The organism is Rugamonas brunnea (genome assembly GCF_014042345.1).
In the GTDB taxonomy this organism is placed as follows: domain Bacteria; phylum Pseudomonadota; class Gammaproteobacteria; order Burkholderiales; family Burkholderiaceae_D; genus Rugamonas; species Rugamonas brunnea.
Genome location: NZ_JACEZT010000004.1, coordinates 118,033 through 145,012, shown reverse-complemented (window position 1 = coordinate 145,012; position 26,980 = coordinate 118,033). Strand labels below are relative to the sequence as shown.

28 protein-coding genes are annotated in these 26,980 nt (G+C 67.0%); 15 read left to right on the top strand and 13 right to left on the bottom strand.

What is annotated here, in order from left to right:
* Positions 1 to 8 precede the first annotated feature (8 nt).
* Positions 9 to 1,322: a type IV pilus assembly protein FimV gene (locus H3H37_RS08125; protein WP_182161258.1), complete on the bottom strand. Its 1,314-nt coding sequence runs from the start codon at positions 1,320 to 1,322 to the stop codon at positions 9 to 11.
* A 116-nt stretch (positions 1,323 to 1,438) separates the two neighbouring features.
* Between H3H37_RS08125 and fumC the strand changes: the two genes are divergently transcribed.
* Complete coding sequence (fumC, locus tag H3H37_RS08120; protein ID WP_182161256.1) at positions 1,439 to 2,836, top strand: class II fumarate hydratase; 1,398 nt, start codon at positions 1,439 to 1,441, stop codon at positions 2,834 to 2,836.
* Between the two features lie 7 nt (positions 2,837 to 2,843).
* Here the strand turns inward: fumC and H3H37_RS08115 are convergent, their stop codons facing one another.
* On the bottom strand, positions 2,844 to 3,983 hold the full coding sequence (locus H3H37_RS08115; RefSeq protein WP_182161254.1) for a hypothetical protein: 1,140 nt from the start codon (positions 3,981 to 3,983) through the stop codon (positions 2,844 to 2,846).
* Positions 3,984 to 4,161: 178 nt separating this feature from the next.
* Here H3H37_RS08115 and H3H37_RS08110 point away from each other — a divergent pair, with 178 nt between their 5' ends.
* On the top strand, positions 4,162 to 4,380 hold the full coding sequence (locus H3H37_RS08110) for an RNA-binding S4 domain-containing protein (protein WP_182161252.1): 219 nt from the start codon (positions 4,162 to 4,164) through the stop codon (positions 4,378 to 4,380).
* A gap of 156 nt (positions 4,381 to 4,536) precedes the next feature.
* Positions 4,537 to 4,827, top strand: coding sequence for a DUF883 domain-containing protein (locus H3H37_RS08105; RefSeq protein WP_182161250.1), 291 nt, complete (start codon positions 4,537 to 4,539; stop codon positions 4,825 to 4,827).
* A gap of 68 nt (positions 4,828 to 4,895) precedes the next feature.
* Here H3H37_RS08105 and H3H37_RS08100 read toward each other — a convergent pair whose 3' ends face one another.
* The 7 genes from H3H37_RS08100 to H3H37_RS08070 form a co-directional block, all read right to left on the bottom strand.
* Entirely contained in the window at positions 4,896 to 5,366 is a 471-nt protein-coding gene (locus H3H37_RS08100; protein WP_311196949.1) for a DoxX family protein, read from the bottom strand.
* A gap of 102 nt (positions 5,367 to 5,468) precedes the next feature.
* Positions 5,469 to 7,199, bottom strand: coding sequence for an MNIO family bufferin maturase (bufB, locus tag H3H37_RS08095; RefSeq protein WP_182161248.1), 1,731 nt, complete (start codon positions 7,197 to 7,199; stop codon positions 5,469 to 5,471).
* Between the two features lie 21 nt (positions 7,200 to 7,220).
* Complete coding sequence (locus tag H3H37_RS08090) at positions 7,221 to 7,496, bottom strand: BufA1 family periplasmic bufferin-type metallophore (RefSeq protein WP_182161246.1); 276 nt, start codon at positions 7,494 to 7,496, stop codon at positions 7,221 to 7,223.
* 397 nt (positions 7,497 to 7,893) lie between these two features.
* Positions 7,894 to 8,094 (bottom strand): YjfB family protein, encoded by a 201-nt coding sequence (locus H3H37_RS08085; RefSeq protein WP_182161244.1) that lies wholly within the window; start codon positions 8,092 to 8,094, stop codon positions 7,894 to 7,896.
* A 92-nt stretch (positions 8,095 to 8,186) separates the two neighbouring features.
* Positions 8,187 to 8,723, bottom strand: a complete 537-nt coding sequence (mobB, locus tag H3H37_RS08080) for a molybdopterin-guanine dinucleotide biosynthesis protein B (protein ID WP_182161242.1) — start codon at positions 8,721 to 8,723, stop codon at positions 8,187 to 8,189.
* 63 nt (positions 8,724 to 8,786) lie between these two features.
* The gene (locus H3H37_RS08075) at positions 8,787 to 10,232 is read right to left on the bottom strand and encodes an esterase-like activity of phytase family protein (RefSeq protein WP_182161240.1); all 1,446 of its coding nucleotides are present in this window, start codon (positions 10,230 to 10,232) and stop codon (positions 8,787 to 8,789) included.
* A gap of 96 nt (positions 10,233 to 10,328) precedes the next feature.
* Positions 10,329 to 11,114: a general secretion pathway protein GspB gene (locus tag H3H37_RS08070; protein ID WP_182161239.1), complete on the bottom strand. Its 786-nt coding sequence runs from the start codon at positions 11,112 to 11,114 to the stop codon at positions 10,329 to 10,331.
* A 144-nt stretch (positions 11,115 to 11,258) separates the two neighbouring features.
* Between H3H37_RS08070 and H3H37_RS08065 the strand changes: the two genes are divergently transcribed.
* Positions 11,259 to 11,681, top strand: a complete 423-nt coding sequence (locus H3H37_RS08065) for a MarR family winged helix-turn-helix transcriptional regulator (protein ID WP_182161237.1) — start codon at positions 11,259 to 11,261, stop codon at positions 11,679 to 11,681.
* Positions 11,678 to 13,420, top strand: coding sequence for a chloride channel protein (locus tag H3H37_RS08060; RefSeq protein ID WP_182161235.1), 1,743 nt, complete (start codon positions 11,678 to 11,680; stop codon positions 13,418 to 13,420). Before H3H37_RS08065 ends, H3H37_RS08060 begins: the two co-directional genes overlap by 4 nt.
* 8 nt (positions 13,421 to 13,428) lie before the next feature.
* Here the strand turns inward: H3H37_RS08060 and H3H37_RS08055 are convergent, their stop codons facing one another.
* The 3 genes from H3H37_RS08055 to H3H37_RS08045 are packed head-to-tail and all read right to left on the bottom strand — an operon-like array spanning position 13,429 to position 16,015.
* Entirely contained in the window at positions 13,429 to 15,282 is a 1,854-nt protein-coding gene (locus tag H3H37_RS08055) for an AAA family ATPase (RefSeq protein WP_182161233.1), read from the bottom strand.
* An 18-nt stretch (positions 15,283 to 15,300) separates the two neighbouring features.
* Positions 15,301 to 15,828: a hypothetical protein gene (locus H3H37_RS08050; RefSeq protein WP_182161231.1), complete on the bottom strand. Its 528-nt coding sequence runs from the start codon at positions 15,826 to 15,828 to the stop codon at positions 15,301 to 15,303.
* Position 15,829: 1 nt separating this feature from the next.
* Positions 15,830 to 16,015 carry a hypothetical protein gene (locus tag H3H37_RS08045; protein ID WP_182161229.1) on the bottom strand — a complete coding sequence of 62 codons (186 nt, stop codon included), beginning with the start codon at positions 16,013 to 16,015 and terminating at the stop codon, positions 15,830 to 15,832.
* 296 nt (positions 16,016 to 16,311) lie between these two features.
* Between H3H37_RS08045 and H3H37_RS08040 the strand changes: the two genes are divergently transcribed.
* Together H3H37_RS08040 and H3H37_RS08035 are read left to right on the top strand one after the other, a co-directional pair.
* The gene (locus tag H3H37_RS08040) at positions 16,312 to 16,725 is read left to right on the top strand and encodes a hypothetical protein (RefSeq protein WP_182161227.1); all 414 of its coding nucleotides are present in this window, start codon (positions 16,312 to 16,314) and stop codon (positions 16,723 to 16,725) included.
* A gap of 131 nt (positions 16,726 to 16,856) precedes the next feature.
* Positions 16,857 to 18,185: a GIN domain-containing protein gene (locus H3H37_RS08035; protein WP_220456370.1), complete on the top strand. Its 1,329-nt coding sequence runs from the start codon at positions 16,857 to 16,859 to the stop codon at positions 18,183 to 18,185.
* 11 nt (positions 18,186 to 18,196) lie between these two features.
* Here H3H37_RS08035 and H3H37_RS08030 read toward each other — a convergent pair whose 3' ends face one another.
* Positions 18,197 to 18,478 (bottom strand): hypothetical protein, encoded by a 282-nt coding sequence (locus H3H37_RS08030; RefSeq protein WP_182161225.1) that lies wholly within the window; start codon positions 18,476 to 18,478, stop codon positions 18,197 to 18,199.
* A gap of 305 nt (positions 18,479 to 18,783) precedes the next feature.
* On the opposite strand from H3H37_RS08030, the gene H3H37_RS08025 reads away from it, so the two are divergent.
* From H3H37_RS08025 to nagZ, 8 genes are read left to right on the top strand one after another with little or no spacing between them, the layout of a single operon-like run.
* Positions 18,784 to 19,665, top strand: coding sequence for a glucosamine kinase nucleotide-binding domain-containing protein (locus tag H3H37_RS08025; protein ID WP_182161223.1), 882 nt, complete (start codon positions 18,784 to 18,786; stop codon positions 19,663 to 19,665).
* Positions 19,666 to 19,668: 3 nt separating this feature from the next.
* Positions 19,669 to 20,403, top strand: a complete 735-nt coding sequence (locus H3H37_RS08020; protein ID WP_182161221.1) for a GntR family transcriptional regulator — start codon at positions 19,669 to 19,671, stop codon at positions 20,401 to 20,403.
* Complete coding sequence (nagA, locus tag H3H37_RS08015) at positions 20,400 to 21,497, top strand: N-acetylglucosamine-6-phosphate deacetylase (protein ID WP_182161219.1); 1,098 nt, start codon at positions 20,400 to 20,402, stop codon at positions 21,495 to 21,497. The genes H3H37_RS08020 and nagA overlap by 4 nt, the downstream gene beginning before the upstream one ends.
* A gap of 5 nt (positions 21,498 to 21,502) precedes the next feature.
* On the top strand, positions 21,503 to 22,516 hold the full coding sequence (locus H3H37_RS08010) for an SIS domain-containing protein (protein WP_182161217.1): 1,014 nt from the start codon (positions 21,503 to 21,505) through the stop codon (positions 22,514 to 22,516).
* Positions 22,517 to 22,539: 23 nt separating this feature from the next.
* Positions 22,540 to 23,814: an ABC transporter substrate-binding protein gene (locus H3H37_RS08005; RefSeq protein WP_182161215.1), complete on the top strand. Its 1,275-nt coding sequence runs from the start codon at positions 22,540 to 22,542 to the stop codon at positions 23,812 to 23,814.
* A 1-nt stretch (position 23,815) separates the two neighbouring features.
* Positions 23,816 to 24,679 (top strand): carbohydrate ABC transporter permease, encoded by an 864-nt coding sequence (locus tag H3H37_RS08000; RefSeq protein ID WP_182161213.1) that lies wholly within the window; start codon positions 23,816 to 23,818, stop codon positions 24,677 to 24,679.
* Positions 24,676 to 25,485, top strand: coding sequence for a carbohydrate ABC transporter permease (locus H3H37_RS07995; protein WP_182161211.1), 810 nt, complete (start codon positions 24,676 to 24,678; stop codon positions 25,483 to 25,485). The genes H3H37_RS08000 and H3H37_RS07995 overlap by 4 nt, the downstream gene beginning before the upstream one ends.
* The gene (gene nagZ / locus H3H37_RS07990; RefSeq protein WP_182161209.1) at positions 25,482 to 26,975 is read left to right on the top strand and encodes a beta-N-acetylhexosaminidase; all 1,494 of its coding nucleotides are present in this window, start codon (positions 25,482 to 25,484) and stop codon (positions 26,973 to 26,975) included. Before H3H37_RS07995 ends, nagZ begins: the two co-directional genes overlap by 4 nt.
* Positions 26,976 to 26,980 lie beyond the last annotated feature (5 nt).

The window sequence follows — 26,980 nt, the reverse complement described above, 5'->3', positions numbered from 1 at the left end:
GACTTTCGCTATTCGGCTTGATTTAGAGCATCTTTTTCAGGCTGTGCGTCGTCGGGGGCGGCTTCCTCGCCCTTCTTGCGGCGCCAGCCTTGCCAGATCTTCAGCGGCGCGCGCGCCTCCCCACCCTGCTTGCGACGGCGCATCCAGTAATACACGCCGCCGGCCAGCGCCAGCAACACGGCGCCGCCGGCCGCCAGCATCGTCGTCAGGTCCGGCCCCGTTTCCACCGGCGGCTCCTTCTTGTACTTGAGCCTGGTCGATGCAGGACGGCTGGCGCCGGCCCGGGGCGGTACATGGGCGCGTAACGGTTTGCCATCGGCCGCCGCTTTGTTGTCGGAGGCCGGTTTGCCGTCGGTCCCTGCTTTGCCGTCGGCCCCTGCTTTGCCGTCATTTACCGCTTTGCCTTCGGTTGCTGCCTTGCCGCCGATCGCTGCTTTGCTGTCGGGAGTGCCTTTGCTATCCAGCGCGGTCTGTAATACTTTGACCTTGTCTTCCAGCGCCACCAGTTTTTCCGTCAGGGCGGCGCTGCGATGATCGAGCGCCGCGCATTCGCGGGCGCTGAGGCGGGAAGTCTGCGGCGCACAGGCGGCCCCGGACTGTCCCTGCGTCGCTGGCGGCACAAGCGCCGCGCGGCGCCGGGCGCCAGAAGCCCTGGCCGGTTCGGTGGGTGCCTCCACCATTGCGCCACCATCACCGGTGCCGCTGGCGGCCGGATGCGGCGGATGTGCCGGTGCCCCCCCAGCGGCCGTGGCCGGGCGGGCGCCACGCGCCCTGGCTGCCCGCAGCGACGCTTCGGCCGCCGCCTCCAGCTCAGTCACCGCCGCGCCAGCAGACTGGGGGGCGACAGTGGCGGTGGCGGAACCGGAGGCGGCCGCCACCACCGGCGCCGGCTGTGGCGCGGGATGGGGATCGGGTTGCAGCCACAGCGTGGCCGCGCGCACATCGGTGCGCCCCGGCACACCGAGCTCCAGGAACAGGTGGACGTAGTTGGCGTCGATAGGCTTGAGCGTGGTGATGTGCAGGAACTGACGCTGGTCGCGCCGCACCACGGACAGGTGGATGGTCGCCAGCGCCGGATTCATGGTGATGCTGGCGCCCTGGTAGACATCAACCGGCGCCAGCCGCACCTGCAAGCCGGTCACCTCGTCTGGCGTGAGCGACACCAGCTCGATATCGGCCGCGAGTTGCTGGCCAATGAAGGAGCGCACGCTCGCCTCGCCCAGTTCGGCCGCGTGAATGGCCGGCGCCAGCGACGCCGCACAGGCGAGCGCGCACAGGGTGGAAACGAGTCGGGGTTTGCGCTGCATGTTCAAGTCGGTCATGGCCTATGCTGAAGAGTAATGACTATAACGGCTGAAATTCGCCGATTTGTAGCCCTGCATCAATTTTCCCATTCCGCGCTACACTTTTGCCATCCCATCCAACCGGAGCGCATGCCATGAACAGCCGAACCGAACGCGACAGCTTTGGCCCCATCGCGGTGCCAGCCAGCCAGCTGTGGGGCGCCCAGACCCAGCGCTCGCTGGAACATTTCCGCATTTCCAGCGAGCGCATGCCGCCCGAGCTGATCGCTGCGCTGGCCAGCGTCAAGCGCGCCGCCGCCCGCGTCAACGTGGCGCTGGGCCAATTGGAGCCGGTCAAGGCCGACGCCATCGTGGCCGCCGCCGACGAAGTGCTGGCCGGCCGCCATGGCGCCGAATTCCCGCTGGCCGTATGGCAGACGGGCTCCGGCACCCAGACCAATATGAACATGAACGAAGTGCTGGCCAACCGTGGTTCGGAACTGATGGGCGGCGAGCGCGGCGAAAACCGCCTGCTGCACCCGAACGACGACGTGAACCGGGGCCAGTCATCGAACGACATCTTCCCCACGGCCATCCACGTGGCGGCGGCCCAGGCGCTGGTGCACACCGTGCAACCGGCCCTGCAACTGCTGCGCGCCACGCTGGATGCCAAGGCGGCCGAGTTTGACGGCATCGTCAAGATCGGCCGCACCCACTTGCAGGACGCCACCCCGCTCACGCTGGGCCAGGAATTCTCCGGCTACGTGGCGCAGCTCGATCACGCCGGACGTGCGATCGACGCCGCGCTGCCCGGCCTGCTGCAACTGGCAGCCGGCGGCACGGCCGTGGGCACGGGCCTGAACGCCCATCCCGAGTACGCGGTACGCATCGCGGCCGAACTGGAGCAGGCGCTGGGCTTGCCGTTCCGCACGGCCGACAACAAGTTCGCCGCGCTGGCCGGCCACGAGGCGCTGGTGGCGGCCCACGGCGCGCTCAAGACGCTGGCCACGGCGTTGATGAAAATCGCCAACGACGTGCGCTGGATGGCGTCTGGCCCCCGCTCCGGCTTGGGCGAAATCACCATCCCGGAAAACGAGCCGGGCAGCTCCATCATGCCGGGCAAGGTCAATCCCACCCAATGCGAAGCCGTCACCATGCTGTGCTGCCAGGTGTTCGGCAACGATGTGGCGATCACGCTCGGTGGCGCGTCAGGGAATTTCGAACTGAACGTGTACAAGCCGCTGATCGCGCACAACTTCCTGCAAAGCGCGCGCCTGCTGGCCGACGGCATGGCCAGCTTTGATTTGCATTGCGCGCGCGGCATCGAGCCCAACCGGCCGCGCATCGCCGAACTGATGGAGCGTTCGCTGATGCTGGTGACGGCGCTGACGCCCCACATCGGCTACGACCGCGCGGCGCAGATCGCCAAGCAGGCGCAGCACGAAGGCACCACGCTCAGACAAGCGGCGCTGGCCCTCGGCTACGTGACGGCGGAGCAGTTCGACCAGTGGATCGTGCCGCTGGACATGACCCACGCCGGCGCCAAAGGATGACTGTGCGCTAGAAGCCGCGCACGTAGCGCACGCCCAGCATCCAGTCCGGCTTGGCCGTGGCGTCGTGGCCGGGATTGACGCGCCACATCATGGCCCCCGTCACCCGTCCCTGGCGCGCATCCGAGCCCACGCCCGTGCTGTAGGTCATTTCCAGGTCGCGTTCGGTGGCCGTCGGATGCAGGTTCAGGGGCTGGGTCACATCGCCCAGCGCGCCCGTCAGCGGCGATTGCAGGGCCGGCCCGCCCAGCGCCAGCACGCCCGAACGCACCTTGGCCGGCATGGCGAAAGTCAGGCCGAAACGGTCATCCTTGCGCCACAATTGCTTGGCCGAGTAACCAAAGCTGTAGGCCACGGTGCGCACTTCCGACACCTGCGCCAGCAAGCTGTCGGTCGTCCCCAGCCCGGCCGTGCGGCCGGACGAGGCCATGGCCACCAGCGAACTGGACGGCGACAGCGCGTAGCCCACCGACAACGAGGTGAACGTGGTGGTGGGATTGGTGGTGAACGCCAGCGACTGCACCAGCTGGCTGCCCAGCATGGAGCCATTCTCGCGCAGCACGCCCACACTGACGATACCCACGGCCCGCCCCATCTTCTGCTCGAATTCCGCACTGCTGAGGAAACGCTTGCTGCGGTCGTTGATGGCCTGGCCGAACGGGTCGGTCTGCACCATGCCCTGGCCCGACAGCGCGCCGAAACGCAGCCGCCCGCCATCGCCGGCGACGATGCTGACGCCGGCATGGCTGGCGTCGCGCACCATGCCGTAGTAAGGCGCGTTGAAGCGGTCGGTGGCGGCGATTTCCAGCGGCGTCAGGCCGGACGCTTCGAGCCCGAAGAACTGGCCGCTCATGCCGCCCGCGCCCACACCGACCACCGTGCCGCGCCCGTCGCGCCGCGACGCGGCCACGGCGCTGCCGTCGGCCAGGTAGCTCAGCGACATGCCGTTGCCCTGGCGCTCCTGCATCGCTCCCTGGCGGTCCATGGTGGCGAACCATTGCGCTGAAGGACTCCACTGCAACGCCGGTGGCAGTGCGGTACGGTTGGTTTCAAAGGGGGAAGAAGTGGACGTATCCGGTCCGGCGGCCCACACCGGCCCACTGGCCAGCGACGCGGCGGCGAACGAGACGGCAAGCGCGAACGGTTTCATGATACTTCTCGCTGACGAGCACTGCGCGATGCAGTTAATTCAGCATAGCAATCAATTTTCCGCGTGGCAATATAAAAACATCATCGGCCATCGAGTAAACTACGACCCCGTCAAATTGACGCTAAACTAGCCGGTGGCACAGCACACCCGCTAGCCACTATCGTAACAGAGGATCAAAATGCAGAAGGTTAGTTTCGAATTGAACGGTGAATTTGTTGAGCTGAACCAGTTGTTGAAACTGGTGGGCTTGTGCGACAGCGGCGGCGCCGGCAAAGTCATGGTGGCCAGCGGCGCCGTCAAGGTGGACGGCAAACCGGAGTCGCGCAAGACGGCCAAGATCCGCGCCGGCCAGCGCGTCAAGGTGGGCGATATCGAGATCAACGTGGTCGCCGCTTGATGTCGCTACGGATTTTGCTCTTGCGTTTGAGCAATAACCTTCTAAGCTGATACCATGGCCGGACCCGTTTGATCCGGCACACACCGCCGCCACGCCCGCTTGCTATATCGGCCTGCCGCGCCGTGCGGCCAGATCAACCGACACAAGGGGAACGCCATGGACGGCCCTGAGCACAACATGCAGACCCAGGAAAGGCTGATCGGCGACCTGCGGCAAGTGATCGAGAACGCGGAAGAACTGCTGAAGAACACGGACCAGTACGACAGCGCCCTGTACCAGAGCGCCCGCGCCAGGCTGGCCCAGGCGCTGCACACGGCTACCGAAGAACTGACCCGTTTCGAGGATGCGCAATTGCTGCGCATGATAGCGGCCACCGAAGCGGCCAGTGCGGCCCAGGGGGAAACCACCGGCGAGGCGCGGGTGCTACGCGCATTCAACACGCGCTGACCCGCCCTGCCGCACGCCCCGCCGCCCCGGCTCGCGCGGGGTGCGCTCAGGGAGTGCTGACGGTACGCCTATTTACCGGCGCGCTTTTCCTCGATCACTTCATCAACGGAGAAGCGGCCCGGCCCGAACGCGGCCAGCACCAGCAACAGCAAACCCCAGTACAGGTGGTCGTTGAGGGCGGCCGGGCAGTCGTAGCTGAACAGCACCGGGTAGGAAATCACCGCCATCACATTCACGGCCAGCAAGCCCAGCGCCGCCTGGCGCGTGAACAGGCCGGCGAACAGCAGCACCGGGAACAGCAATTCGCCGCCAGCGCCCATCCAGGCGGCCAGCTCGGGCGGCAGCACCGGTACCTTGTACTCATCGTGGAACAGCGCCAGCGTGGTGGCCCAGTCGCCCACCTTGATCATGCCGGCCTTGAAAAACTGGCTGCCCACATAGAAGCGCAACGCCAGGTTCAGTAAAGAACCACCCCACTCCGTCAGGTTGGCGTCGAAACGGGAAAATTGCTGGTGCAGCCCAAGTATCGTTTTCATCATGTTGTTCTCGTTCATTGATAAAGAGAGGGACAACCTCGCTGGTGGCGAGGCGGGTACTGCTGTTGCGCTTGCTGTAAGTGTTACATTGAATGGGCGTGGAAATCAACCTCCCGTATCGACAATCAAGTGATGTTCCAGCCACAGGCTCAACTGGCCGCCGATGTCGAACGCCTCATCGAGGTCGAAGGCGGCGTCCAGCGCTGCGCCGAAGGTGGCGCCGTCTGCGAGCTGCGCCAGCGCGGCGTGCGCGGCCGGACTGAGCCGCAGCAGCCGGGTCTGCCATTGCGGCCGCAGCACGATGCCGTGGCTGGCCTGCTCCATCACGGCCGGAAACGCCTGCTGCGCGTCCGCCTGATGCGCCAGCCACAGCGGCACCACGGCCCACGGCGACGCGTGCAGGCTGCAGGCCGGATGCAGCCGCATCGTGCATAGCTCCAGCCGCTCCGGCGGCACAGCCGCCAGTTGCGCGGGCGTGACGGGCTCGGCGGCCGGCGCGTAGTGGGCGCGGTGCACGGCCCACTCCAACCGCGCCATGTCCGGCAGATACGGGAACTGGGCCGCGTGCGGGAAGCCGGCCAGGAACGCGGCGAACTGGGCGCCGAACCGGTTCAGGTCGGCATTGTCGGACGGATAAGCATGGCCATAGGCCCGGCTCAAACCGCCGAAGAATTCCTCGCCCACCAGCATGCGGATGACGGGATAGGCGTTGGCCAGCGTTTTGTCCCAGGTCGCCGTCAGGTTGCCCCGGTACAGGCCGAAACGGCGGCCGTCCTGTCCTTGCCGGAAGCGCGCTTGCACGGCCGATTCCTGTCCGGGATCGAACAGCGCGGCAGCGAAGTCGCTTTGGGTGTGCGCGAAGATGGGAGCCGGTTCGGCGCCGGCCGGCGCCATGGGCGCGGCATCCACGGTCCCGCCCACCGTCGTCGTGGCCACCGCCGGCCATGCCTGCGGCGCACACGCGGGCGCGCTGACGGGCACGCCGGGAACCAGCCGGTCAGCCAGCGCGCGCGCCTTGTCCGCCTCGCCCAGCAACACGTCCAGCGCGGGGATGTCGGTGTCCCACTCGATCAGCGTGGGCACGCGGCCGAAGCGGTGCAGCGCCGCCTCGTACAAGCGCCAGACCGGCTCGGCCACCGTGTCGCCATGGTGGTCGATCACGGCCAGCGGCGTGACCAGGTGCCCGGCCAGGTGGATCTCCCCCACCGTGCCCGGTGCGATGGCGGCCAGGGCCTGCAAGGCATCCTCGCCGTGGTTGCACTGATTAACGTATAAATTGTTTATATCAACGAGCAAGCCGCAGCCCGTGCGCGCGGCCAGGGCCGCCAGGAATTCCATCTCGCCCATGGCGTCGGCCTGGAACCGCACATAGGTCGACACGTTTTCCAGCAGGATCTGGCGCTGTAGCTTGTCCTGCACCCGCTGCACGCGCTCGGACAGCAAGTCCAGCGCGGCCGCGTCCAGCGTCACCGGCAACAGGTCGTTGAGCTGGCGGCCGGCCACGGCGCCCCAGCACAAGTGCTCCGATACCAGCGCCGGTTCAACGCGGCGCACGAGGCTGGCCACGCGCTCCAGGTGCTCACTGGAAAAGCCGCGCGCCGAGCCCAGGCCCAGGCCGACACCGTGCAGGCTGAGCGGATAGTCGCGCCGCAGCTGCGACAGCACGTGCCAGTCCCAGCCTGCCTGGTCGAGATAGTTCTCGGTGTGGACTTCCAGCCAGCCGATGGCCGGCCGCTGTTCGAGAAACTGGCGGTAGTGCGGCGCACGCAAGCCCACGCCGACGTCCAGCGCGGCTGCCGTGGCTGCCGCAGTGCGTGGGTGCCTGGCGAGGGACATGGCCGCAACCGTCAGCGCGAATTACTTGGCAGGGGCCGTGGTCTTGCCGCCCAGTTTTTCGCAAGTGCCCTTGGCCACGTATTTCCACTCGGCGGCGCCGTTGTCGACCTTGGACTGGCCGGCGCAGGAGTGGGCGCCATTGGGGGCGGCGCAATCGTTCTGGCCAGCCTTGGCGATGCCGAAGCACTTCTCTTTCTCGCCGGCGGCCGGTGCGGACGCGGCGGCGCTGCTGGCCGTGCTGACGGAGGCGCACACGGTAGCGAGGGCGGCAGCGATCAGGGCTTGACGTTTGTTCATGGTAAGTCTCCTTGAAGGAAAAAGTAACGGGGTAAAAATCAAATGTGCGATGTGACGGCTATCGTCTGCATCTGGACGGTAGTCGCCGCACCGGGCGCGAACCTTACACACTTTTCTACTTTTTATTTTGTTGCGACAGGGAAGTTCAACCCGGGCAAGCCTGAGCGATTTTACTCAGAAGGCGGGACAAGAATAGCGCAAACCGATACGGAAAACGAAATAAAGTCAGCCGGCCAGGTAAGGCGGTGCGCGCGGCGTGGGTGGACGTAGGGAAAAGCGGGGAAAAGCGGAGAAAATCGGGGACTAGCGGCAGGGAAAATACCATGCGGAGGCCGCGCACACGTCCCCGGCGCGTCCGGCAGGCGCGCGGCGAGGACGGCAGCGGCAGCCGCTGGCGTCAGGCAGTGGTGTTGATCGTGTTGCCCAGGTGCGAAGGCAGATTCGGCGTGGAGGGCACGGGAGGAATCGCCTGGATCAGGGCAGCGGCGCTGGAGGCCTGGATGTCCTGGGCTTTTTTCAACACGGCAACGCCGACGGCCTGCTTGGTGCCGGTGTCTGCGATCGTGGTTGACGCTTGAGCAATACCTGTGACGTCCATGTCCATCTCCAATAAGGCGTATCACCTTCTTTTACGGACACGCCGAACGGAACTTTAGGCCCGCGGCACAAATATTTACGTTGGCGATGCTGCTAGCAGCCCGCGTGACGGCGCAGCCAGGCCAGCACGGTGGCTGGCTGGTTCAGGTCCAGCCACACGAGGCCGGCGCGCAGGCCGTCGGGCGCGGGCACGTCGGACGCCACCGCGACCACGTGGGCATCGTCCGGATACAGCGGCGCGTTGCCGGACGATGGCCGGTACACTTCAAGCTTGGCGATAGGATAAGACTTGAAGCCTTCGAGCAAGGTCAAATCGGCCGGCGACAGCCGCGCCAGCTGGTCTTCCAGCGCCGGCTCGGGCGCGCCGCGCAATTCGTGCACGATGGCGTAACGGTAAGGCGAGGCCACCATCACTTCGGCCGCACCGGCGCGGCGCAGGCGGGCGCTGTCCTTGTGGGGCGGCTCCAGCTCCAGGTCGTGATGGCTGTGCTTGATGACGTTGACCTTCAGCCCGGCGACGGCCAGTTGCGCCACCAGCCATTCCAGCAAGGTTGTCTTGCCACTGCCGGAACGCCCTACCACGCCCAGCACCTTGTGCGTCAGCGCCAGCCCAACCGAATCGCCCTGCATAGTCCCATCGCTCCGCTTTGTTGTCGTGCCGCCATTATACGCACGGCGGCCGCCACGGCGGGCTCACACGTCCTGGCGGAAGACCTCGTTGCGCTTGCGGCGGCCCGCCAGGCAGATCATGCCCACGCCGGCCATCAGCATGCCGTAGCCAGGTGCTTCCGGCACCGGCGACAGCGTCTGCGCCGTGTAGCTGGCGCCGATACGGGCCAGGTCGGCGTCCGTCACGCCGAACACGAAGAACTTGTTGTCGCCGCTGTCGGCGCTGAAGTCGTTGTCGTTGGCCACGTACAGCGTATGGGTCAGCACGCCGCCGCGCATGATGTCGGCGCCGAACGCCAGCCCTTCGATCTTGGACGGGATCTGCCTGGCGTTGTAGCCGTTGGCCACCAGCACGGGCACCAGGTCCAGGAACAATTGCTTGTTCAGCGACGGCGTGCCAGCGTTGATCGCCGCCAGCCCGCTCACGTCCGTGGCGCCGGCCAGGTCCACCATGTACAACTGCTTGTTGACGGCCTTGCTGCCGTCGCCCAGGCCCTTGCCGTCGCGCTCGTCGACGAGGAACTGATGGTCGTTCAGCGCCACGATCTCGCTCACGCCGGTGCCGGTGCTGAGCTGGTAGGCGTATTCATGGGTGGCCTTGGTGGCGATGTCGATGGTGACGATGCGCAGCGTCCCCCTGGCGTCCTGCTCCAGGTTGGCTTGCATGGCGCCCACCAGCGTCTTGCCATCGGGCGTGATGGCCAGCCCTTCCATGCCCTTGTTGGCGATGCGGCCGCTGGTGTTGCCGGCGATCTCAGCGTCGCCGCTGGCCGACAGATGGGACACGGCCAGCTTGCCCGGCAAGGCGAAACTGGCGATGCGCTGCCCCGTGGCGCGGTCGAACTGGTACACATACGGGCCGTACTCGTCGGACACGAACACGCTCTTGCCGTCGCGCGACACGCGCACCGCTTCCGGGTCCAGCCGGCCGTTGTTCGGGTTGGCGCTGCTTAGCGCCGGATCGAAGTTGTCGGAACGGCCCGTGAAGTAGTAATGGCCGGCGCTGTTGAGCGCGGGCGTGCCGCTGCCCAGCGTGGCGCCGCCGCCCGTGCCCAGCGCGCCGCTGCCGTAGCTGAGCGGGGTTGCACTCGACAGCAAGGTGGTGGCCGTCAGCGTGGGTGTGAGCGTGTAGGCCAGGCCGGGGCCGGCGTTGGCCGTCAGCGTCATGTTGATGGTCTGGAAGCGGTTGATGTAGGACGTGGTGTTGTCCACCAGCGGGTTGTAGACGCTGGCGTTGGGGCCACGGTCCGGCGTGGCGATGAAGGTGTTGCCGCCAGCATAGGCCAGGCCGGAACCGAGGCCGCCCAGCAGGTTGCCGGCCACGCCATTTTCCAGCGGCCCGGCCGTGGCCGTCGACAGGTCGGACGACAGCCCGCTCAGGCTGCCCACGGCGATCAGTTCCACGGCATGGGCGCGCGGCACGTAAAACGCTGCGGCGATCAGCAGCGGCATCAGCTTCAGGTGTTGCATGATATTCCCCGGCATAGTTGACTATGCGGTAAAAATATCATTCAGACATGACGCAATGATGACATAACGATCACATTGCCCGCCATCCGGAAGGCGTCAGTAAGGCACGCGGTAGCGGTAGCCCTTGAAGGTGAACACAGCCGCCTTGGGCAGCAGCTTGTCGAGCACGAGGCCCGGCGCGACCTCCTCGCCCTCGTGGCGCAACACCTTGTCGATCAGAAGCAGGCGGTCGGCCGGGTTGCGCGAGTACATATAGCCGCCCATGGTGATGGGGGGAATGGCGCGTTGTATGGGTTCGGGCAAATCGCGCAAGTTCTGGATTGCCTCATCCTGCGCTGGTGGCGCCGGCGTTGCGGCCACGGCGGCGGATGGCGCCGCCTCGGCCACCTTATCCGGCTTGCCCGCGCGGTGATGCGGCACCACCGCCTCCGACAAAGCAGGCGCGACCACAGCCAACGGGGGCGGCGCGCTCGCTTGTGGCACGGCGGCGGGCGCTGGCGCGGCGGCAATGGGAACTGGCAACGGCGCAGGCGCAGGCGCGGCGGCCATGGGAACAGGCGACGACACAGGCGCTGGCACTGGCGCAACGGCGGCGGGAACTGGCGACGACACAGGCACTTGCGCCACGGACGGTGGGGTGACCACGGGCAATTTGGCCACAGGTGGCGCGGCGGCCGGCACCGGCGGCGTCGGCCGCAACACCAGCGCCAGCAGGCCCGCTGTCACCAGTCCCAGCGCGGCCAGCGCCAGCACCAGCGGCTTGTTGCGCAGTCCTGCCCCGCCGGCCGGCGCGGCGGCGATGGCGGGCGCATGGATAGTGGGTACGTCACCCAACTGGCGTTCCGCCTGCGCCTTCTTCAGTGCTTCCAGGATGTAGGACATGTGGTGTGCGGCTGGCCCGGCCGGCCCGTTGAAAAGTAATCGACCCCGCGATTGTACGGCCTGCCGCCCCGAATTTCATCCAGTCACATTCATTACATCATATTGTGATATATTAGCTTTCCCCATATCACTTTTACTGGCCTCATGTCCCCCCGTTCCCACGAACTGAGCAAGAGCGACTTTGAAACGCTCTCCAATTTCCGCTATCAGATGCGGCGCTTCGAACATTTCTCTGAATCGGCCGCGCGCGCGGCCGGCATCACGCCGCTGCAATACCTGCTGATGCTGCACGTGAAAGGCTTCCCCGGCCGCGAATGGGCCAGCATCGGCGAACTGGCCGAGCGGCTGCAGTCGCAGCAGCACGGCGTGGTGGCGCTGGTGTCGCGCTGCGAGGCTGCCGGGCTGGTCGAGCGGCGCGTGAGCACGGCCGACAAGCGCCAGGTGGAAGTGCACCTGCTGCCCCATGGCGAGGCGCTGCTGGTGCAACTGGCCGACCTGCACCGGGCCGAACTGCAATCGATGGAAGGAAAGTTCATGGTGCCGGTGGTCGATTGGGACACGCCATGAGCCGGCGCGATTTCGCGGGCGACCTACGCCTGATGATCGTGGCCGTGGCGGCGCTGGTGGGCCTGCTGAGCACGCTGGCTGCCTGCGCCCTGCTGCGCCTGATCCACTTCTTCACCAACCTGTTCTTCTTCCAGACACTGTCGCTGGACGAGCGCTCGCCCGCCCTCAACACGCTGGGCTGGTGGGTGCTGGTGGTGCCCGTGATCGGCGGGCTGATCATCGGCCTGATGGCGCGCTACGGCTCGGAAAAGATCCGCGGCCACGGCATTCCGGAAGCGATTGAAGCCATCCTGTTCGGCCAGAGCACCATGTCGCCCAAGGTCGCCATGCTCAAGCCGCTGTCGTCGGGCATCGCGATCGGCAGCGGCGGGCCGTTCGGCGCGGAAGGTCCCATCATCATGACGGGCGGCGCGCTCGGTTCGCTGGTGGCCCAGCACCTGCACCTGACGGGCGCCGAACGCAAGACGCTGCTGGTGGCCGGCGCCGTGGCCGGCATGACGGCCATCTTCGGCACGCCGATCGCGGCCGTGCTGATGGCGGTCGAACTGCTGCTGTTCGAACTGCGCCCGCGCAGCCTGCTGCCGGTGGCCGTGGCGTGCGCTGTGGCCGGCTTCGCGCGCGGACTGCTGCTCGACAACGGCCCGCTGTTCCCGCTGCAAACGCTGGCGCCCACGGCGGCCGAACTGCCGGGTTGCCTGGTGGCTGGCGTGGTGGCCGGCGCGCTGGCCTGGCTGCTGTCGACCTCGCTGTACCGGGTCGAGGACTGGTTCCACCGGCTGCCCGTGCACTGGATGTGGTGGCCTGCCATCGGCGGCGTGGCGGTCGGCATCGGCGGCTACCTGGAGCCGCGCGCACTGGGCGTGGGCTACGACGTGATTGGCGACCTGCTGCACAGCCACCTGGCGCTGCACTTCATGCTGGGCCTGCTGCTGTGCAAGGCCGTGATGTGGGTGCTGGCGCTCGGCTCGGGCACCTCGGGCGGCGTGCTGGCCCCGCTGCTGATGCTGGGCGCGGGCCTGGGCGCCCTGCTCGGCCCCTACCTGCCCGGCCACGATCCGGCCCTGTGGCCGCTGGTGTTCATGGCCGCCACGCTGGGCGGCATGATGCGCGCGCCCGTGATGTCGGTGGTGTTCGCGCTGGAGCTGACGCACGACGTCAACGCGATGCTGCCGCTGCTGGCGGCGTCGGCCGTGGCTTACGGCTTCACGGTGCTGGTGATGGGCCGCTCGATCCTGACGGAGAAGATCGCGCGCCGCGGCTACCACATCTACCGCGAGTACGGCATCGATCCCATGGAACAGCACAGTGTGGCGGAAGTGATGACCACCCAGCCCGTGTGCGTGGACGCGCAGGCGCGCGTGGCCGACGTGCTGGCCAGCCATTTCGGCGATGGCCAGTTGCACCGGGCTTATCCGGTGCTGCATGGCGAGCGGCTAGTGGGCATGGTGGACCGGGCCGCGCTGCAACGGGGCGCGGCGCAGACGGTGGGCCAGTTGTTCGGCGTGAACGTGCCAAACGTGGCGCTGGGCACGGAGACCTGCCGCTCGGTGGCGACCCGGCTCGCCGTGCACGGGCTGGAACGCTTGCCCGTGGTGGAGGATGCGCAATCGATGAAACTGATCGGCCTGGTCAGCCGCAGCGACCTGATCAAGCCAGCCGCCACCCTGTTCGGCGATGAGCAGCAACGCCAGACCTTCCGCAGCGCCATTCCGGCGCGCTTCAAGACGCGCCAGCCGTAACGGGCCGATCAGCGGCCGGGGCTCAGGCGCGGCTCGCGCACGCCGGCCAGCTGGAGCAGGCGGATGAAGGTTTTCGGACCGGCCACCCCGTCCGCCTTCAAGTGCTGGACGGACTGGAACTCGCGCAGGCGGCGCATCAAGGCTGCGTCCAGCGGCTGGTTCTCGACCGGCTTCTTCAAGCCGTACAGCTGGGACAGGTGTTTGGCCAGCCAGTCCACGTCCGGGCCACGGTCGCCATCCGATACTTCGTCGCGCCAGCTGCGCGGGGCGCGCCAGAACGTCGTATAGCTGCCATCGTAGCGTTCGGCCAGCGCAGCCAGGCTCAGGTGCTGAGACTTGCCGTCGAGGGCGACGGTGGCGCCGCTGGCGTCAAGCGCCGTCAGCAAGGCGTAGCGCGGCATGCCGGGCTCGTCGCGCAACGTGAGCACGGCGGGACGGTCAAGCTGGCGCAATTCGTCCACGCCGCCGCGCGTTTGCAGGCAACGCAGGTTGAGTCTGGCCGCCACCTGGCAAGGCTCGCCGGGCGGCAGCGACTGGCCCCACAGCGCGGCCAGCTCACGCAACGGCGGTGCGGACTGCGCGCCGCCCTCGCCGGCCGGCGCAGCAACGGCGGCGGCCGATGGGACGATGCTGGACGCGACGGCGGCCCCGGCGGGCGCGCCCGAGGCACCGGATGCTGTGGCGGCAACTTGGGCCGGCGTCGTGCCCGTTACACCGGCTGGGGCGGTGGCAACCCCGGCCTGTGCCGTACCCGTTGCAACGGTGGTGGCGGCGCCTGCCTGCGCGGGCGCCATGCCAGTGGTTGCGCCAACGGCAACCGGCAAGGCGGACGTGGAACCATCGCCCTTGCTGGCGACACCAGCGCCCGCCCCGACTACCTGCGACGCGGCGCGGCTCACCGGCATTGATACCAATTTGGTATCACGCACCGGCAGCCATTGCCAAGCTGCCGCGCTGATGGCCACGCCGGCCAGCACGCCGGCCGCCAGACCCGCGCCCCACTGCGGCCAGGCACGGCGCACAGCACCCGCCCCGCCCGCTGGCGCCGCGAACACTTCCGCCGCCGCGCGCCGCACGATGGCGGGCGTAACCTGCGGCTGGTTCTCCACATACGCCCCCAGCAAGGCCCGGTCGCACAACAGGTTGATCCGGCGCGGCACGCCCTTGGCCAGCTTGTGCACCAGCCCCGTGAGGCGGCGCGGGAATGGCGAGCTGGCCGCCGCGCCCGCCACAGCCAGCCGGTGTTCGATGTAGCTGCCCGTTTCCGCTTCCGTCAGCGGCCCCAGGTGGTAGCGCGCAATCACGCGCTGGGCCAGTTGCTCCAGATCCGGCCGCGCCAGCATGGTGCGCAGTTCAGGCTGGCCGATCAGGATGATCTGCAACAGCTTACGCTCGTTCGTCTCCAGGTTGGTCAGCAGGCGCAACTGTTCGAGCACGTCGGCCGACAGGTTCTGCGCCTCGTCGATCACCAGCACGTTATTGTTGCCCTGCGCATGGCTGTCGAGCAAGTAGCGGTTGATCGCGTCGACGTAGGTCTTGACGCTGACGGCGCCCGTCCCCTGCGGCGCCAGCGTGATGCCGAACTCGTCGCACACGGACAGCAGCAATTCCTCCACCGACAGCTTGGGATTGAAGATATAGGCCAGCTTGCAATTGGCCGGGATCTGTTCCATGAAGCAGCGGCAGACCGTGGTCTTGCCGGCGCCGATCTCGCCCGTCAGCAGCACGAAACCGCCGCCGCTGCCCACGCCGTACAGCAAATGGGCTAGCGCTTCGCGATGGCGTTCGCTCATGAACAGGTAGCGCGGATCGGGCGCGATCGAGAACGGCGCTTGCTTCAGGCTGAAAAATTGCGTGTACATGAAACCCCTGGGTGCGGCTCAGCGCGTCCGCACGGCCTTGGGCTGGACGGGCGGCAGCGGCTTGAACTTGGCGCAGTAAATCTTGGACTTGCGATCGAAATAGACGATGCGGCTGGCCGGTCTGGCTTCGCGCACCGGGAACGCCGAACTGTCGATTTTCGCATATCGCATGCCCACTTGCGTGGTGATGGCCTGTTCGAGCAGTTCCGGCGTGGTCTCGGCCACGGCGCCCACGAACACGAAGGTGCTGGTGTCGTCGCTGACCATCAGTTCGGAAATCTCCACGCCCCACAGGGTGGCGCCATCGGACTTGAACCAGTAGGCGCCGCCGTCGTGCTTGTAGGCGGGACCGAAAGCGTTCAGCAAGTAGTTGTAGAAATATTTGTTGTCGACTTCATCGCGGCACAGCAAGGCGTTGCCGACGATGGTGCCAAACGTGGTGGGAACGGCGGCCCGGGCGCTGGCGCAGCCCAGCGCCAGCATCAACGCGCAGCATGCCAAGCCCGGCCGCCAGCGGCGCGCTGCGGGATTCAGCCCGGCTGGCATGCTACAGCTTCGACATCCAGGCCCGGTTGGCCAGGATACGCGCCTTGGCTGCGGCAGGCAGCGCCTCATAACAGCCAGGATATTGCTTCAATGCACTTTCGCGCACTTCCTTCTGCAAACCATTGATCAGAAAAATATACAGTACCCCGCCATCGTCTGTCTTCTTGGTTCCCATATATTTGATCATGCTGACTCCCTTCACCGGTCAGCGGCCCGCGCGTTGGCCGCCTGTTGGATGGCATTATGACATTGCGCCTTGAAATCACATACTGTTTCGCCGGTGGTACAGGGTAGATATCGGCTCTCCAATGTATAAACTGTAGCGTATGGGACAGTGTTGATCGGGCGCGAACGTGATTGATAGCTCAAACATTCAAGTTCGATAACACCCATTATGAAATTCTAGTATCCAGTGCCAGAGCCGTATGCTCTAATAAATTGTGATACTTGGCGCACTGGGTCCGAAACTATGTGGAGAGGGAAATGAATCGCATCATCACAGCGGCTGTCCTGACGCTGTCCCTGCTTGGTTCGGCCAGTGCCGTGGCAGGGGATGCTGTTGTTCTCGACAACGATGCCGAGAACCTGTCCCAGGCGCCGCGCGGCTTCATCGAGATCGAAGATCACATGCATGTGCTGCAACCCTACCTGGCCGACGACATGATGTTGCCGCGCCAGCAGGCCGCTTACTGGGTGCGGCCCCGGTTGACGGCCGCCAAAGTGCAACCGGCCGCCGAGCGTCCGTCCACCGACAAGAAGGATGCGCGGGCTGCCGCGCTCAAAAGCAAGTATTCCGACCTGCCCGAGCCGCCCATGGCTTCCATGTTGCTGATCGGCCTGATCCTGCTCTTCCTCACCGTGCAAGAGGAAAAGGACGAGAAGTTCACCGAGGAATGACGACGGCGCACCGTTCAGTGCCCCGAATTTGCAGCTGGTGCCGTTGATCCGTGCATCCATCCCTTTTCCATCGCGGCGTGCCCGGAGATGGCTTATCTTTTCGCCATCCCCACCACGTGTTGCGAGAGATCATGCACCCCATCCAACGTACCACCCTGGCCGCCGTGCTGACGCTGGCCAGCGCCCCGCTGCTGGCCGCCACCGCCCAGCCCGACAATACCAACAGCACGGAAAGCCGCACCGTCGCTCCGTTCCACGCCGTCGCCGTGGAAGGGCCTTGGCCGGTGGTGGTCACGGCGCAGGGCGAGCCGGGACTGGAACTGAGCGGGCCACGCAAGGAAATGGCCAACGTCGAAACGCTGGTCACGGACGACACACTGATCATACGGTACCGCCAACGCAAGGGCTGGCATTTTTCGTTTGGCTGGGGCAAACACGCACCGCTGACGATCCGGGTCGCTGTGCCGCAACTGGCCAGCCTGAAAGCCGGCGGCAGCGCCGACGTGGACCTGCAGCAATTCCACGGCCAGCAACTAACGCTGTCCACGGCCGGCTCCGGCGCCCTGCACGCCAGCGGCGATGCGCGCGATCTGACCCTGCGCACCAGCGGCAGCGGCAACGTCAACCTGCGCTCCATGACGGCGGGCAAGCTGAACCTGCGCATGAACGGTTCGGGCGACGTGGCGGCCGGCGCGGTCGAGCAGGATGTGAATGCGGAGCTGAACGGCTCCGGCGACCTGGACATGGACGGGGTGCATGGCGGGCGCGTGAACGCCATGCTGCGCGGCTCCGGCACCATGCGCGTGCACGGCGCCAGCAAGGAAGTGCGGGCCGAGGTATCGGGCTCAGGCGACCTGCAAGCGTGTGAGTTGCAGACGGAAGCCGTGACGGCCGTGCTGCGCGGCTCGGGCGACGCCTGCGTAGCCGGCAACATCCACCAGTTCGACGCCGAAGTGCACGGCTCGGGCAACCTCACCGCGCGCGGCGTGCAGGCGCAGAATGTGCATGCCGTCCTCACCAGCGCCGGCAACATGGTGCTGTCGGGCAGTGGCGGCACGTTAAGTGCTGAAGTGACGGGCTCGGGCGATCTGGATGCCAAAGGCCTGCAAGTGATGCGGGCCGTCACGCGCAGTCGCGGCCCCGGCAACATCTTCCTGAGCAAGGTCAGCGATACGCTGGATGCCGAATTGACCGGCTCGGGCGACCTCAACGCCAACACCGACTGCAAGCAAGTCAAGCTGACCATGAACGGCCCCGGCCAGGTCACGCTGGCGGGCAAGACCGACAAGCTCGATGCCCAACTGAGCGGCTCGGGCGAACTGCACGCGCGCCAGTTGATGGCCGGCCAGGCGGAGGTGGTGGTGCGCGGCCCCGGCCACGCGCTGGTGAACGTGAAAACGGCCGACAAATCGCGGCTCGTCAGCATCGACCGCAGCGGCACGCGTGAACGCGCCAACTAACAACGCTGCGCTTAGTCGAAGCAGAGGCGCTTCTTGGTGGCGGCGATCAGCTTGGCGTCGTACGGGTACAGGTTTTCGATGAACAGCAGTTCGCTTTCATCCGGTTCCTCCAAGCACATGGCCAGCATCACCGGGCCATCTTCCATGCGGCCCAGGAAATGCTTGGGCCAGCGATTCTTGCGGTGTGCCCGCAGCACCTCCATGCCGAGCTTGGCCAGCGCCGGCTTCACGCCGGCCGCCAGCGCCTCGCGCTGCCATTCATCCCAATAATCCTTCTGTCCTGCCTTGTTCATCTGCGTAATTCCTGAAGCGAAAGACGCCAGTGTACTCTGCCCGTCACCAAGCTACCACAACAAGACCAAATTGGCCTTCAACCACACAAAAAACCATACCATTTCCAGAAAGAATCAATACCATATAAAACAACGACTTACTGGAAATTTCTGGCCCTAAGCGCGCAGTCCACTTCAAGATTTAACAATACCAGTTAAATACCTGTTGACAAGCTGGTTTTGCAAACTTATAGTGCCCCACAACTCCCCGGTTGGCAGGCGGTATGCAAGCCCGGCCGGGATGGCACAACAGCGTGGGCAAAATCATGATCGAATATTTCATCGGTGTGGATGGCGGCGGCAGCGGCACCCGGGTGCGGCTGGCGGACCGCGACGGACGCGAACTGGCCGAAGGCGCCAGCGGCCCATCCGGCCTGATGCACGGCATCGCGCGCGCCTGGACCGCCGTGGAGGACGCGGCCGCCCAGGCCTTCCGCGCCGCCGGCCTGGCCATCCCCGACCGTCAACGCGTCGCCATCGGCCTTGGCCTGGCCGGGGTCCACAACAAGCAATGGGCGGCTGAATTTGTGGCCGCCAATCCCGGCTACGCCAGGGTCGCGCTGGAGACGGACGCCGGCACCACGCTGCTGGGCGCCCACCGGGGCCAGCCGGGCGCCATCATTGCGCTCGGCACCGGCAGCGTGGGCGAAGTGATGCTGGCCGACGGCAGCCGCTATGAAGTGGGCGGCTGGGGCTTCCCCTCCGGCGATGAAGCGGGCGGCGCATGGATCGGCTTGCGCGCCGTGAACCATATCCAGCAAGTGGTCGATGGCCGCGCCACCGGCAGCCCGTTCGCCAGCGCCGTCATCGACGCCTGCGGCGGCACGCGTGACGCGATCCAGGTCTGGCTGGCCAACGCCACGCAAACCCAATACGCGCAACTGGCGCGGCTGGTGCTGCAGTACGCCGATGCCAGCGCCGACGCCGATCCCACCGCGCGCGCCATCCTGCTTGAAGCGGGCCGCCAGGTGGACCTGATCGCGCATGCGCTCGACGCCAGCGCCAGCCTGCCGGTCGCCCTGTGCGGTGGCTTGGCCGCGCCATTGCGCCCTTACCTGCCGCCAGCCTTGCTGGCGCGCGTGGTGCCGGCGCAAGGCGATTCCGCCGCCGGCGCGCTGCGGCTGATCCAACAATCGGGGAAGGAGTAGCCAGTGCTAGCACAGTTGAGCGATTTCCGGCCCGACGCCAGCAGCGACACCCCGCTCTATATGCAGTTGGCCAACAAGCTGTCCGACGGTATCGCCAGCGGCGACTGGCGCGCCAACGAGGCGCTGCCGTCCGAGCGCGTGCTGTCGGAGATGCTGACCATCTCGCGCGTCACCGCGCGCAAGGCGATCGACATGCTGTGCGAACGCGGCATGCTGACCCGCAAGCGCGGCTCGGGCACCTACATCACGCCCAAGCTGGAGCAGCCGCTGTCGCGCCTGACGAGCTTTTCCGAAGAACTGAGCCAGCGCGGCTTCACGGCCGGCTCGCGCTGGCTGCAGCGCGACATCGGCGTGGCCTCGCCGCAGGAACTGCTGTCGCTGGGGCTGTCGCCCAACATGCCGGTGGCGCGCCTGAAGCGCTTGCGCACGGCCGACGACGTGGTGATGGCGATCGAAACGACCACCATCCCGGCCGCCTACATGCCCAATCCGCACAGTGTGACGGATTCGCTGTACGGCTACCTGGAAGCCAATGGCGCGGTGCCGATGCGCGCGTTGCAGCACATCCGTGCCGTCAACGCCAACGCCGAGCAGGCGCGCCTGGCCAACATTCCCGCGGGTGCCGCCATGCTGCACATCACCCGCGTCAGTTATCTCGACAACGGCAACGCGGTGGAACTGACCCACTCGTTCTGCCGGAGCGACTATTATGAATTCGTAGCGGAGTCACGCAGATGAGCGGTGCAATCAAAGGCAATATCCTGACCTCGGCGGGCTGGGTCCGCGGCGAGATCGCGTTCTCGGACCGTATCGGCGCCATCCACGGCGCCTCCACCGATCCGGCCACCAACGGCGACGATTACGTCATCCCCGGCTTTATCGACCTGCACGTGCACGGCGGCGCCGGCAAGGATGTGATGGAAGGCGGCGACGCCGTCCACGCCATCGCCGCCATCCACGCCAAACACGGCACCACCAGCCTGCTGGCCACCACCATGACAGCGCCGCCGGAAGACATCGACCTGGCGTTGAAGGCCATCGGCGAGGCCTGCGCCAACCGCCGTCCCGGCTGCGCGCGCGTGCTGGGCGCGCACCTGGAAGGCCCGTACATCAACTCCGGCAAGCTCGGCGCCCAGCCCAACTTCGCGCGCGCCGCCAAGCTGGCCGACGTGCAGCGGCTGGCCACCTTCGCCCCGCTCAAGCTGATCACGGTGGCGCCGGAAATCGCCGGCCATTTGCAGCTGGTGCGCGAACTGGCCGACGCCGGCATGCGCGTGCAGATCGGCCACACGCTCGGTTCCTATGAGGACGGCGTGGCCGCGCTGGAACATGGCGCGGCCGGTTTCACCCATTTGTTCAACGCCATGAGCGGCCTGCACCACCGCGAGCCCGGCATGGTGGGCGCAGCGCTGGCGCACGCCCAATATGCGGAACTGATCCCCGACCTGCTGCACGTGCATCCGGGCGCCATCAAGGTGGCGCTGCGCGCCATCCCCCACCTGTACTGCGTGACCGATTCCACAGCCGCCACCGGCATGCCGGACGGCGAGTACATGCTGGGCCGGCACACGGTGCAAAAGTGCATGGGTGGCGTGCGCCTGCCCGACGGCACGCTGGCCGGCAGCACCCTCACCATGGACCAGGCGCTGCGCAACCTGGTGGGACTGGGGCTGGATCTGGCCGATGCCTCGGCCCGCGTGTCCACCTACGCGGCCGACTACCTGGGCCTGCAGGAACGGGGCCGGCTGGCGCCCGGCGCCTGGGCCGACATGGTGGTGCTCGACCGCGACCTGAATCTCAAAGCCGTTTATATCGAAGGAGAACTGTTGTGACCTCAATGATGCTCAAAGAAGCGCTGTCGGCTGCCGACTGCGTGGCCCTGCAACTGGCCAGCGACACCGACCGTTACGCGGAGCTGGGCCGCAAATTGAGGAGCACGTCCTTCTCGACCGCGCTGACCATCGCGCGCGGCAGCTCGGACCACGCCTGCTCGTATGCCGCCTACCTGATCATGGCGCGCCTGGGCCGGGTGGTGGCGTCGCTGCCGATGTCGCTCGTCACGCTCAACAAGTCGCCGCTGATCACGCGCGACACGCTGGCCATCTCCATCTCGCAGTCAGGCCAGAGCCCGGACGTGGTGGAACCGATCCGCTACTTCCGCGACGGCGGCGCCACCACCGTGGCCCTGGTGAACGACATCGAGTCGCCCCTGGCCCACGCGGCCGAATGGGCCATCCCGCTGCGCGCCGGCAAGGAGCAAAGCGTGGCCGCCACCAAGAGCTTCATCACCAGCCTGGTGGCCGCCGCCCGCATGGTGGCCCAGTGGCAGAACGATCCTGACTTGCTGGCCGGCCTGGAAGCGCTGCCCGATTCGCTGCGCGCCGCCACCCGCGAGGACTGGTCGCCGGCGATCGACATCCTGGCCCCGGCCCGCAACATCATGGTGGTGGGACGCGGCATCAGCTTCCCCGTGGCGCTGGAAGCGGGCCTGAAATTCAAGGAAACCTCGGCCCTGCAGGCGGAAGCGTTCAGCGGCGCCGAGATCAAGCACGGCCCGATGGCGCTGATCGAGGAAGGCTATCCGCTGCTGATCTTCGCCACCCGTGGGCCGACCCAGGCCAGCCTGCTGCAACTGGCGGCCGAGATGCGCGGCCGTGGCGCGCGCGTGCTGCTGGCCGCGCCGGCCGACGTGGCCGAGCGCGACCTGACCCTGCCTACGGCCGCCACCCCGGACCTCGACCCCATCGTCGCGATCCAGGCGTTCTACGTGATGGCGGCCAAGCTGTCGGCAGCGCGCGGCATGGACCCGGACAGCCCGCGCCACCTGAGCAAAGTCACCAAGACCAACTAAGTCCCACCGCCCCTGCGCCCGCCATGAAGATCAAGTTACTGCTGACAGCATGGCTGGCGCTGGGCGCGTGCACGGCGGGCTTGCCTTACGGCGCGAACGCCGCGCCGCAGAAGATCGAATTCTGGACCTTCAGCATGAAGCCCCGCTTCACGCCCTACTTCGAGGCGCTGGCACGCCGCTACGAGGCCGCCAATCCCGGCGTCAAGCTCGAATGGGTGGACTTCCCGTGGGACGTGATCCAGACCAAGCTGGTCACGCGCATCGTGGCTGGCACGCCGCCGGCGCTGGTCAACCTGAACGTGCCGTGGGCCGAGGAATTCGCGCGCGACGGCCTGCTGGCGCCCGTGGACGCGCTGCTGGCCGGCGAGCGCCCGCGCTACCTGCCCGCCGCGCTGCAAGACCTCACCTTCGGCGGCAAGACCTACGGCTTCCCGCTGTACAGCAACGTGGCCGTCATTGCCTACAACAAGCGGCTGTTCGAGGCGGCCGGCCTCACCCATCCGCCGCGCGACCTCGACGAACAACTGGACTATGCGCGCCGCGTGGCCGCCCGCACCGGCAAGGCCGGGCTGTGCCCCGCCCTGTCCAAGATCGACGGCCTGATGATGCAGCAGGGCCTGGACGTGATCCGCGACGGCCGCGCCGTGTTCAACTCGCCGCGCCACGTGGCGCTGGTGCGCAAGCTGGCCGACACCTACCGGGCCGGGGGCCTGCTCAAGGACAGCCTGTTCGCCGAGGATAACTTCCCCGCCGCGATCGACGCCTACAAGGGCGGCCGGCTGGCCATGCTGCTGGCGCCGCCCACGGCACTCAAGCGCATCGAGGCCGACGCCACCGACATCTACGCCGTCACCGACGTGGCGCCCGCGCCGCTGGGCCCGACCGGCATCGCCGACGGCGGCTGGCTGATCCACTTCGCCGTGCCCAACAACGTCGATCCCGCGCTGCTGCCGGCCGTGGGCAAGTTCGCCCGCTACCTCACCAGCGACGAGAACGAACTGGCGTTCGCGCGCCAGGCCAGCGTCTACCCGGCCAGCGCACGCGCCGCCAACGACGTCTTCTTCACCACCGTGCGGGCCGGCGCGGGTGCGTCGGAAAAGGCCGTCGCCGCCGGCGCCGTCTCCATGCCGCATGCGCACACGCTGTACGTGGCCGGCGTGACGGACTACGACGAACTGCGGCGCTACCTGGTGAAAGCGGTCGAAGCGGGCGTGACGGGCAAGCAGGATATCCAGCAGGCGCTGGACCAGGCTGCGGCCATCTGGAACCGCAAGCTGGCCGCGCAGCGGAGGCATTGAGATGACGCGCCGCGCCCTCCTCCCTTGGCTGTTCCTCGCGCCCGCGCTGGCGCTGCTGGCCGTGTTTTCATTCTGGCCCGTGGCCTTCGGCTCCTGGCTGGCGTTCACCGACTACAGCCTGATCCGCCCCACCCACTGGGTCGGTCTCGACAACTTCCGCGCCATCTTCGAGAACGAGATGTTCGTCACCGGCCTGAAAAACTCGCTGGCCTTCCTGCTCATCGTGCCCTGCGTGCAGGTGGGCGCGCTGGGGCTGGCCGTGCTGGTCAACAACCGCCTGCCCGGCATCCGCCTGTTCCGCGCCGCGTTCTACGTGCCGGTGGTGACGACGGTGTCCGTGGTCGGCATCATGTGGGGCTTCATGTTCCACGAACAGGGTGCGCTCAACTACGTGCTGCTGGCCATGCACGTGGTGGGCGCGCCTGTCGGCTGGCTGTCGAACGACACGCTGGCCCTGTTCTCCATCATGTTCGTCACGCTGTGGCGCGGGCTGGGCTGGTACATGGTGATGTACCTGGCCGCGCTGCAAGCCGTCCCGGCCGACATGCAGGAAGCGGCCATCCTCGACGGCGCCACGCGCTGGCAGCGCTTCTGGAAAATCACCGTGCCCATGCTGCGGCCCACCATCATGGTGTGCACCATCCTGTCCGTGCTGGCCGCGCTCAAGGCTTACCAGGAGGTGGACGTGCTGACCCAGGGCGGCCCCATGAACTCCACCTTCACCGGCTTGTACTACGCCTACGACCAGGGCCTCAAGCACCTCAAGCTGCCGCGCGCGCTGGCCGCCAGCTTCGTCGTCTCGCTGTTCTGCGTGGCCATCGCCGTGCTGTGCCTGCGCTACATCAAGCCCCGGGGCCAGCAATGAGAGCGCGTACCCTGCTCCACTACGCCGTGCTGTGCGCGCTGGCCCTGCTGTGCGTGTTCCCGTTCTGGTGGACGCTGGTGACGGCCCTGTCCACCGAGGGCAATATCTTCGCGTTCCCGCCCACGTTCTGGCCGCGCGCGCCATCGCTGGCCAACTTCGCCGAAGCGTTCCGCGCGATTCCCATGCTGGCCTTCTTCCGCAACTCGGTCTTCATCGCCGCCTGCACCGTGTTCTGGAAGCTGACCCTGTGCTCGATGGCGGCCTACCCGCTGGCGCGCATGCGCTTCCGTGGCCGCCAGCTCGTGTTCGCGCTGATCCTGGCCACGCTGGTGCTGCCGTCGGAAGTGAACTTCCTCGTCAACTTCATCACCGTGACGAAACTGAGCCTGGTCGACACCTACACCGGCGTGATCCTGCCCAACGTGGTGACGGCCGTCGCCATCCTGCTGCTCAAGCAGGCGTTCGAGGAAGTGCCGCAGGACCTGATCGACGCGGCGCGCGTGGACGGCGCTTCCGAGTGGACCATCTTCAGCAGGATCATGCTGCCGCTGATCGCCCCATGGCTGGCCACGGTGGGCATCCTGACAGCGGTGGAATCCTGGAACGAATACATCTGGCCCTCGATCGTGATGAGCAAGCCGGACGATTTCCCCCTGTCGGTAGGCGTGCTGTATTTGCGCGGCACCTTCGGCAGCAGCACCCGCGTGATCGCGGCCGGGACCGTGCTGACCATCCTGCCCACGCTGGCAGCCTTCCTCTTTACCCAACGATTCTTCATGCGCGGCATGGACGGAGCAGTGAAATGACTATGACCTTGAACGAACTGAGAAAAATCGCCGGACAGCTGATCATGATCCGCTTCCCCGGCCCCGTGCTCGATGCCGCCACGGCCCGTTTCATCCAGGCCAACGGCATCCGCGCCGTCTGTCTGTTCCGGGGCAATATGACGGACTCCCGTCAACTGGCCGCGCTGACGGCCGAACTGCGCGCGCTGATGGGACCCGAATCATTGATCGCCATCGACCAGGAAGGCGGCGCCGTGGTGCGCTCGACCTGGGTGCCGGCGCCGCCGGCCGCCATGGGGCTGGGCGCGGCCGACGACACCAGTCTGGCCGAGCGCACCGGCGCCGCAGTGGCGCGCGCCGTGAAGGCGCTGGGCTTCAACTGGAACTTCGCGCCCGTGCTGGACCTAAACAACAACCCGCACAACCCCGTCATCGCAGAGCGCTCGTTCGGCGCGGAGCCGCAGCGCGCGGCAGAACTGGGCATGGCCTGGATGGCCGGCAGCCATAGCGAAGGTGTGGCCTGCTGCGTCAAGCACTTCCCCGGCCACGGCGACACCCACGTCGACTCGCACCGCGACCTGCCCACCGTGGACAAGCCACTGGCGGAGCTGGAGCAGTTCGAATTCGCCCCGTTCCGCCAGGCGGCCAGCCATGCGCCAGCCATGATGACGGCGCACATCGTCTATCCCGCGCTCGACCCCGATTATCCGGCCACCATGTCGCGCCGCATCCTGCACCAGCTGCTGCGCGAGGAGTGGAACTACCAGGGCGTGATCATCACGGACGGCATGGACATGCACGCCATCGCCGGCCGCTATGGCGTGGGCAAGGCCGCCGTGCGGGCGCTGGCGGCCGGCGCCGACATGGTGATGGCGCTGGGCACCCCGGAAACGCAGGAGGAAACCCTGAACGCCATCGCCGACGCGCTGGCCTCGGGCGAGCTGGCGATGGATGACATGCAGACCCGCCTGGCGCGCCTGTCGGCGCTGGCGCGCAACTACCCGTGCCAGCCGCGCGACTATCTGGAAGACGCGGCCGACCGCGTGGTGATGGCCGAAGGCTGGCGCCGCGCCCTGAGCGCGCGCGGCAATCCGCAGCGCCCTCCCGCCGGCGCCAAGGTGCGCCTCGTGATGCGCCAGGACGTGGTGAGCGACGGCGTGTCCGAAGCGGGCGTGCCAGCCGCCACTGTGGCCGCGTCGTTGCGCAAGCTGTATGACGTGGACCTGGTCACCTTCGACGACGCGGAAGCATTCGACTGGAGCGCGCTGCCGCATGATGGCCGCTACACCATCCTGGCCTCGACCTCGCGCCTGCGCTACGGCCCGCGCGCGCGCGACGGCTGGCGCCCCGACCTGCACCTGGCGTTGTGGAACCCGTACCAGGCGCTCGACATCGCCGCGCCCGCGCTGATGACCTACGGCTTCGCGGCGCCGGCGCTGGAAGCCGTCAACGCCTGGCTGGCCGGCGAACTGGAAGCGACGGGCCGCGTGCCGGTGCCCGGCTTCGAGTAAAGCCG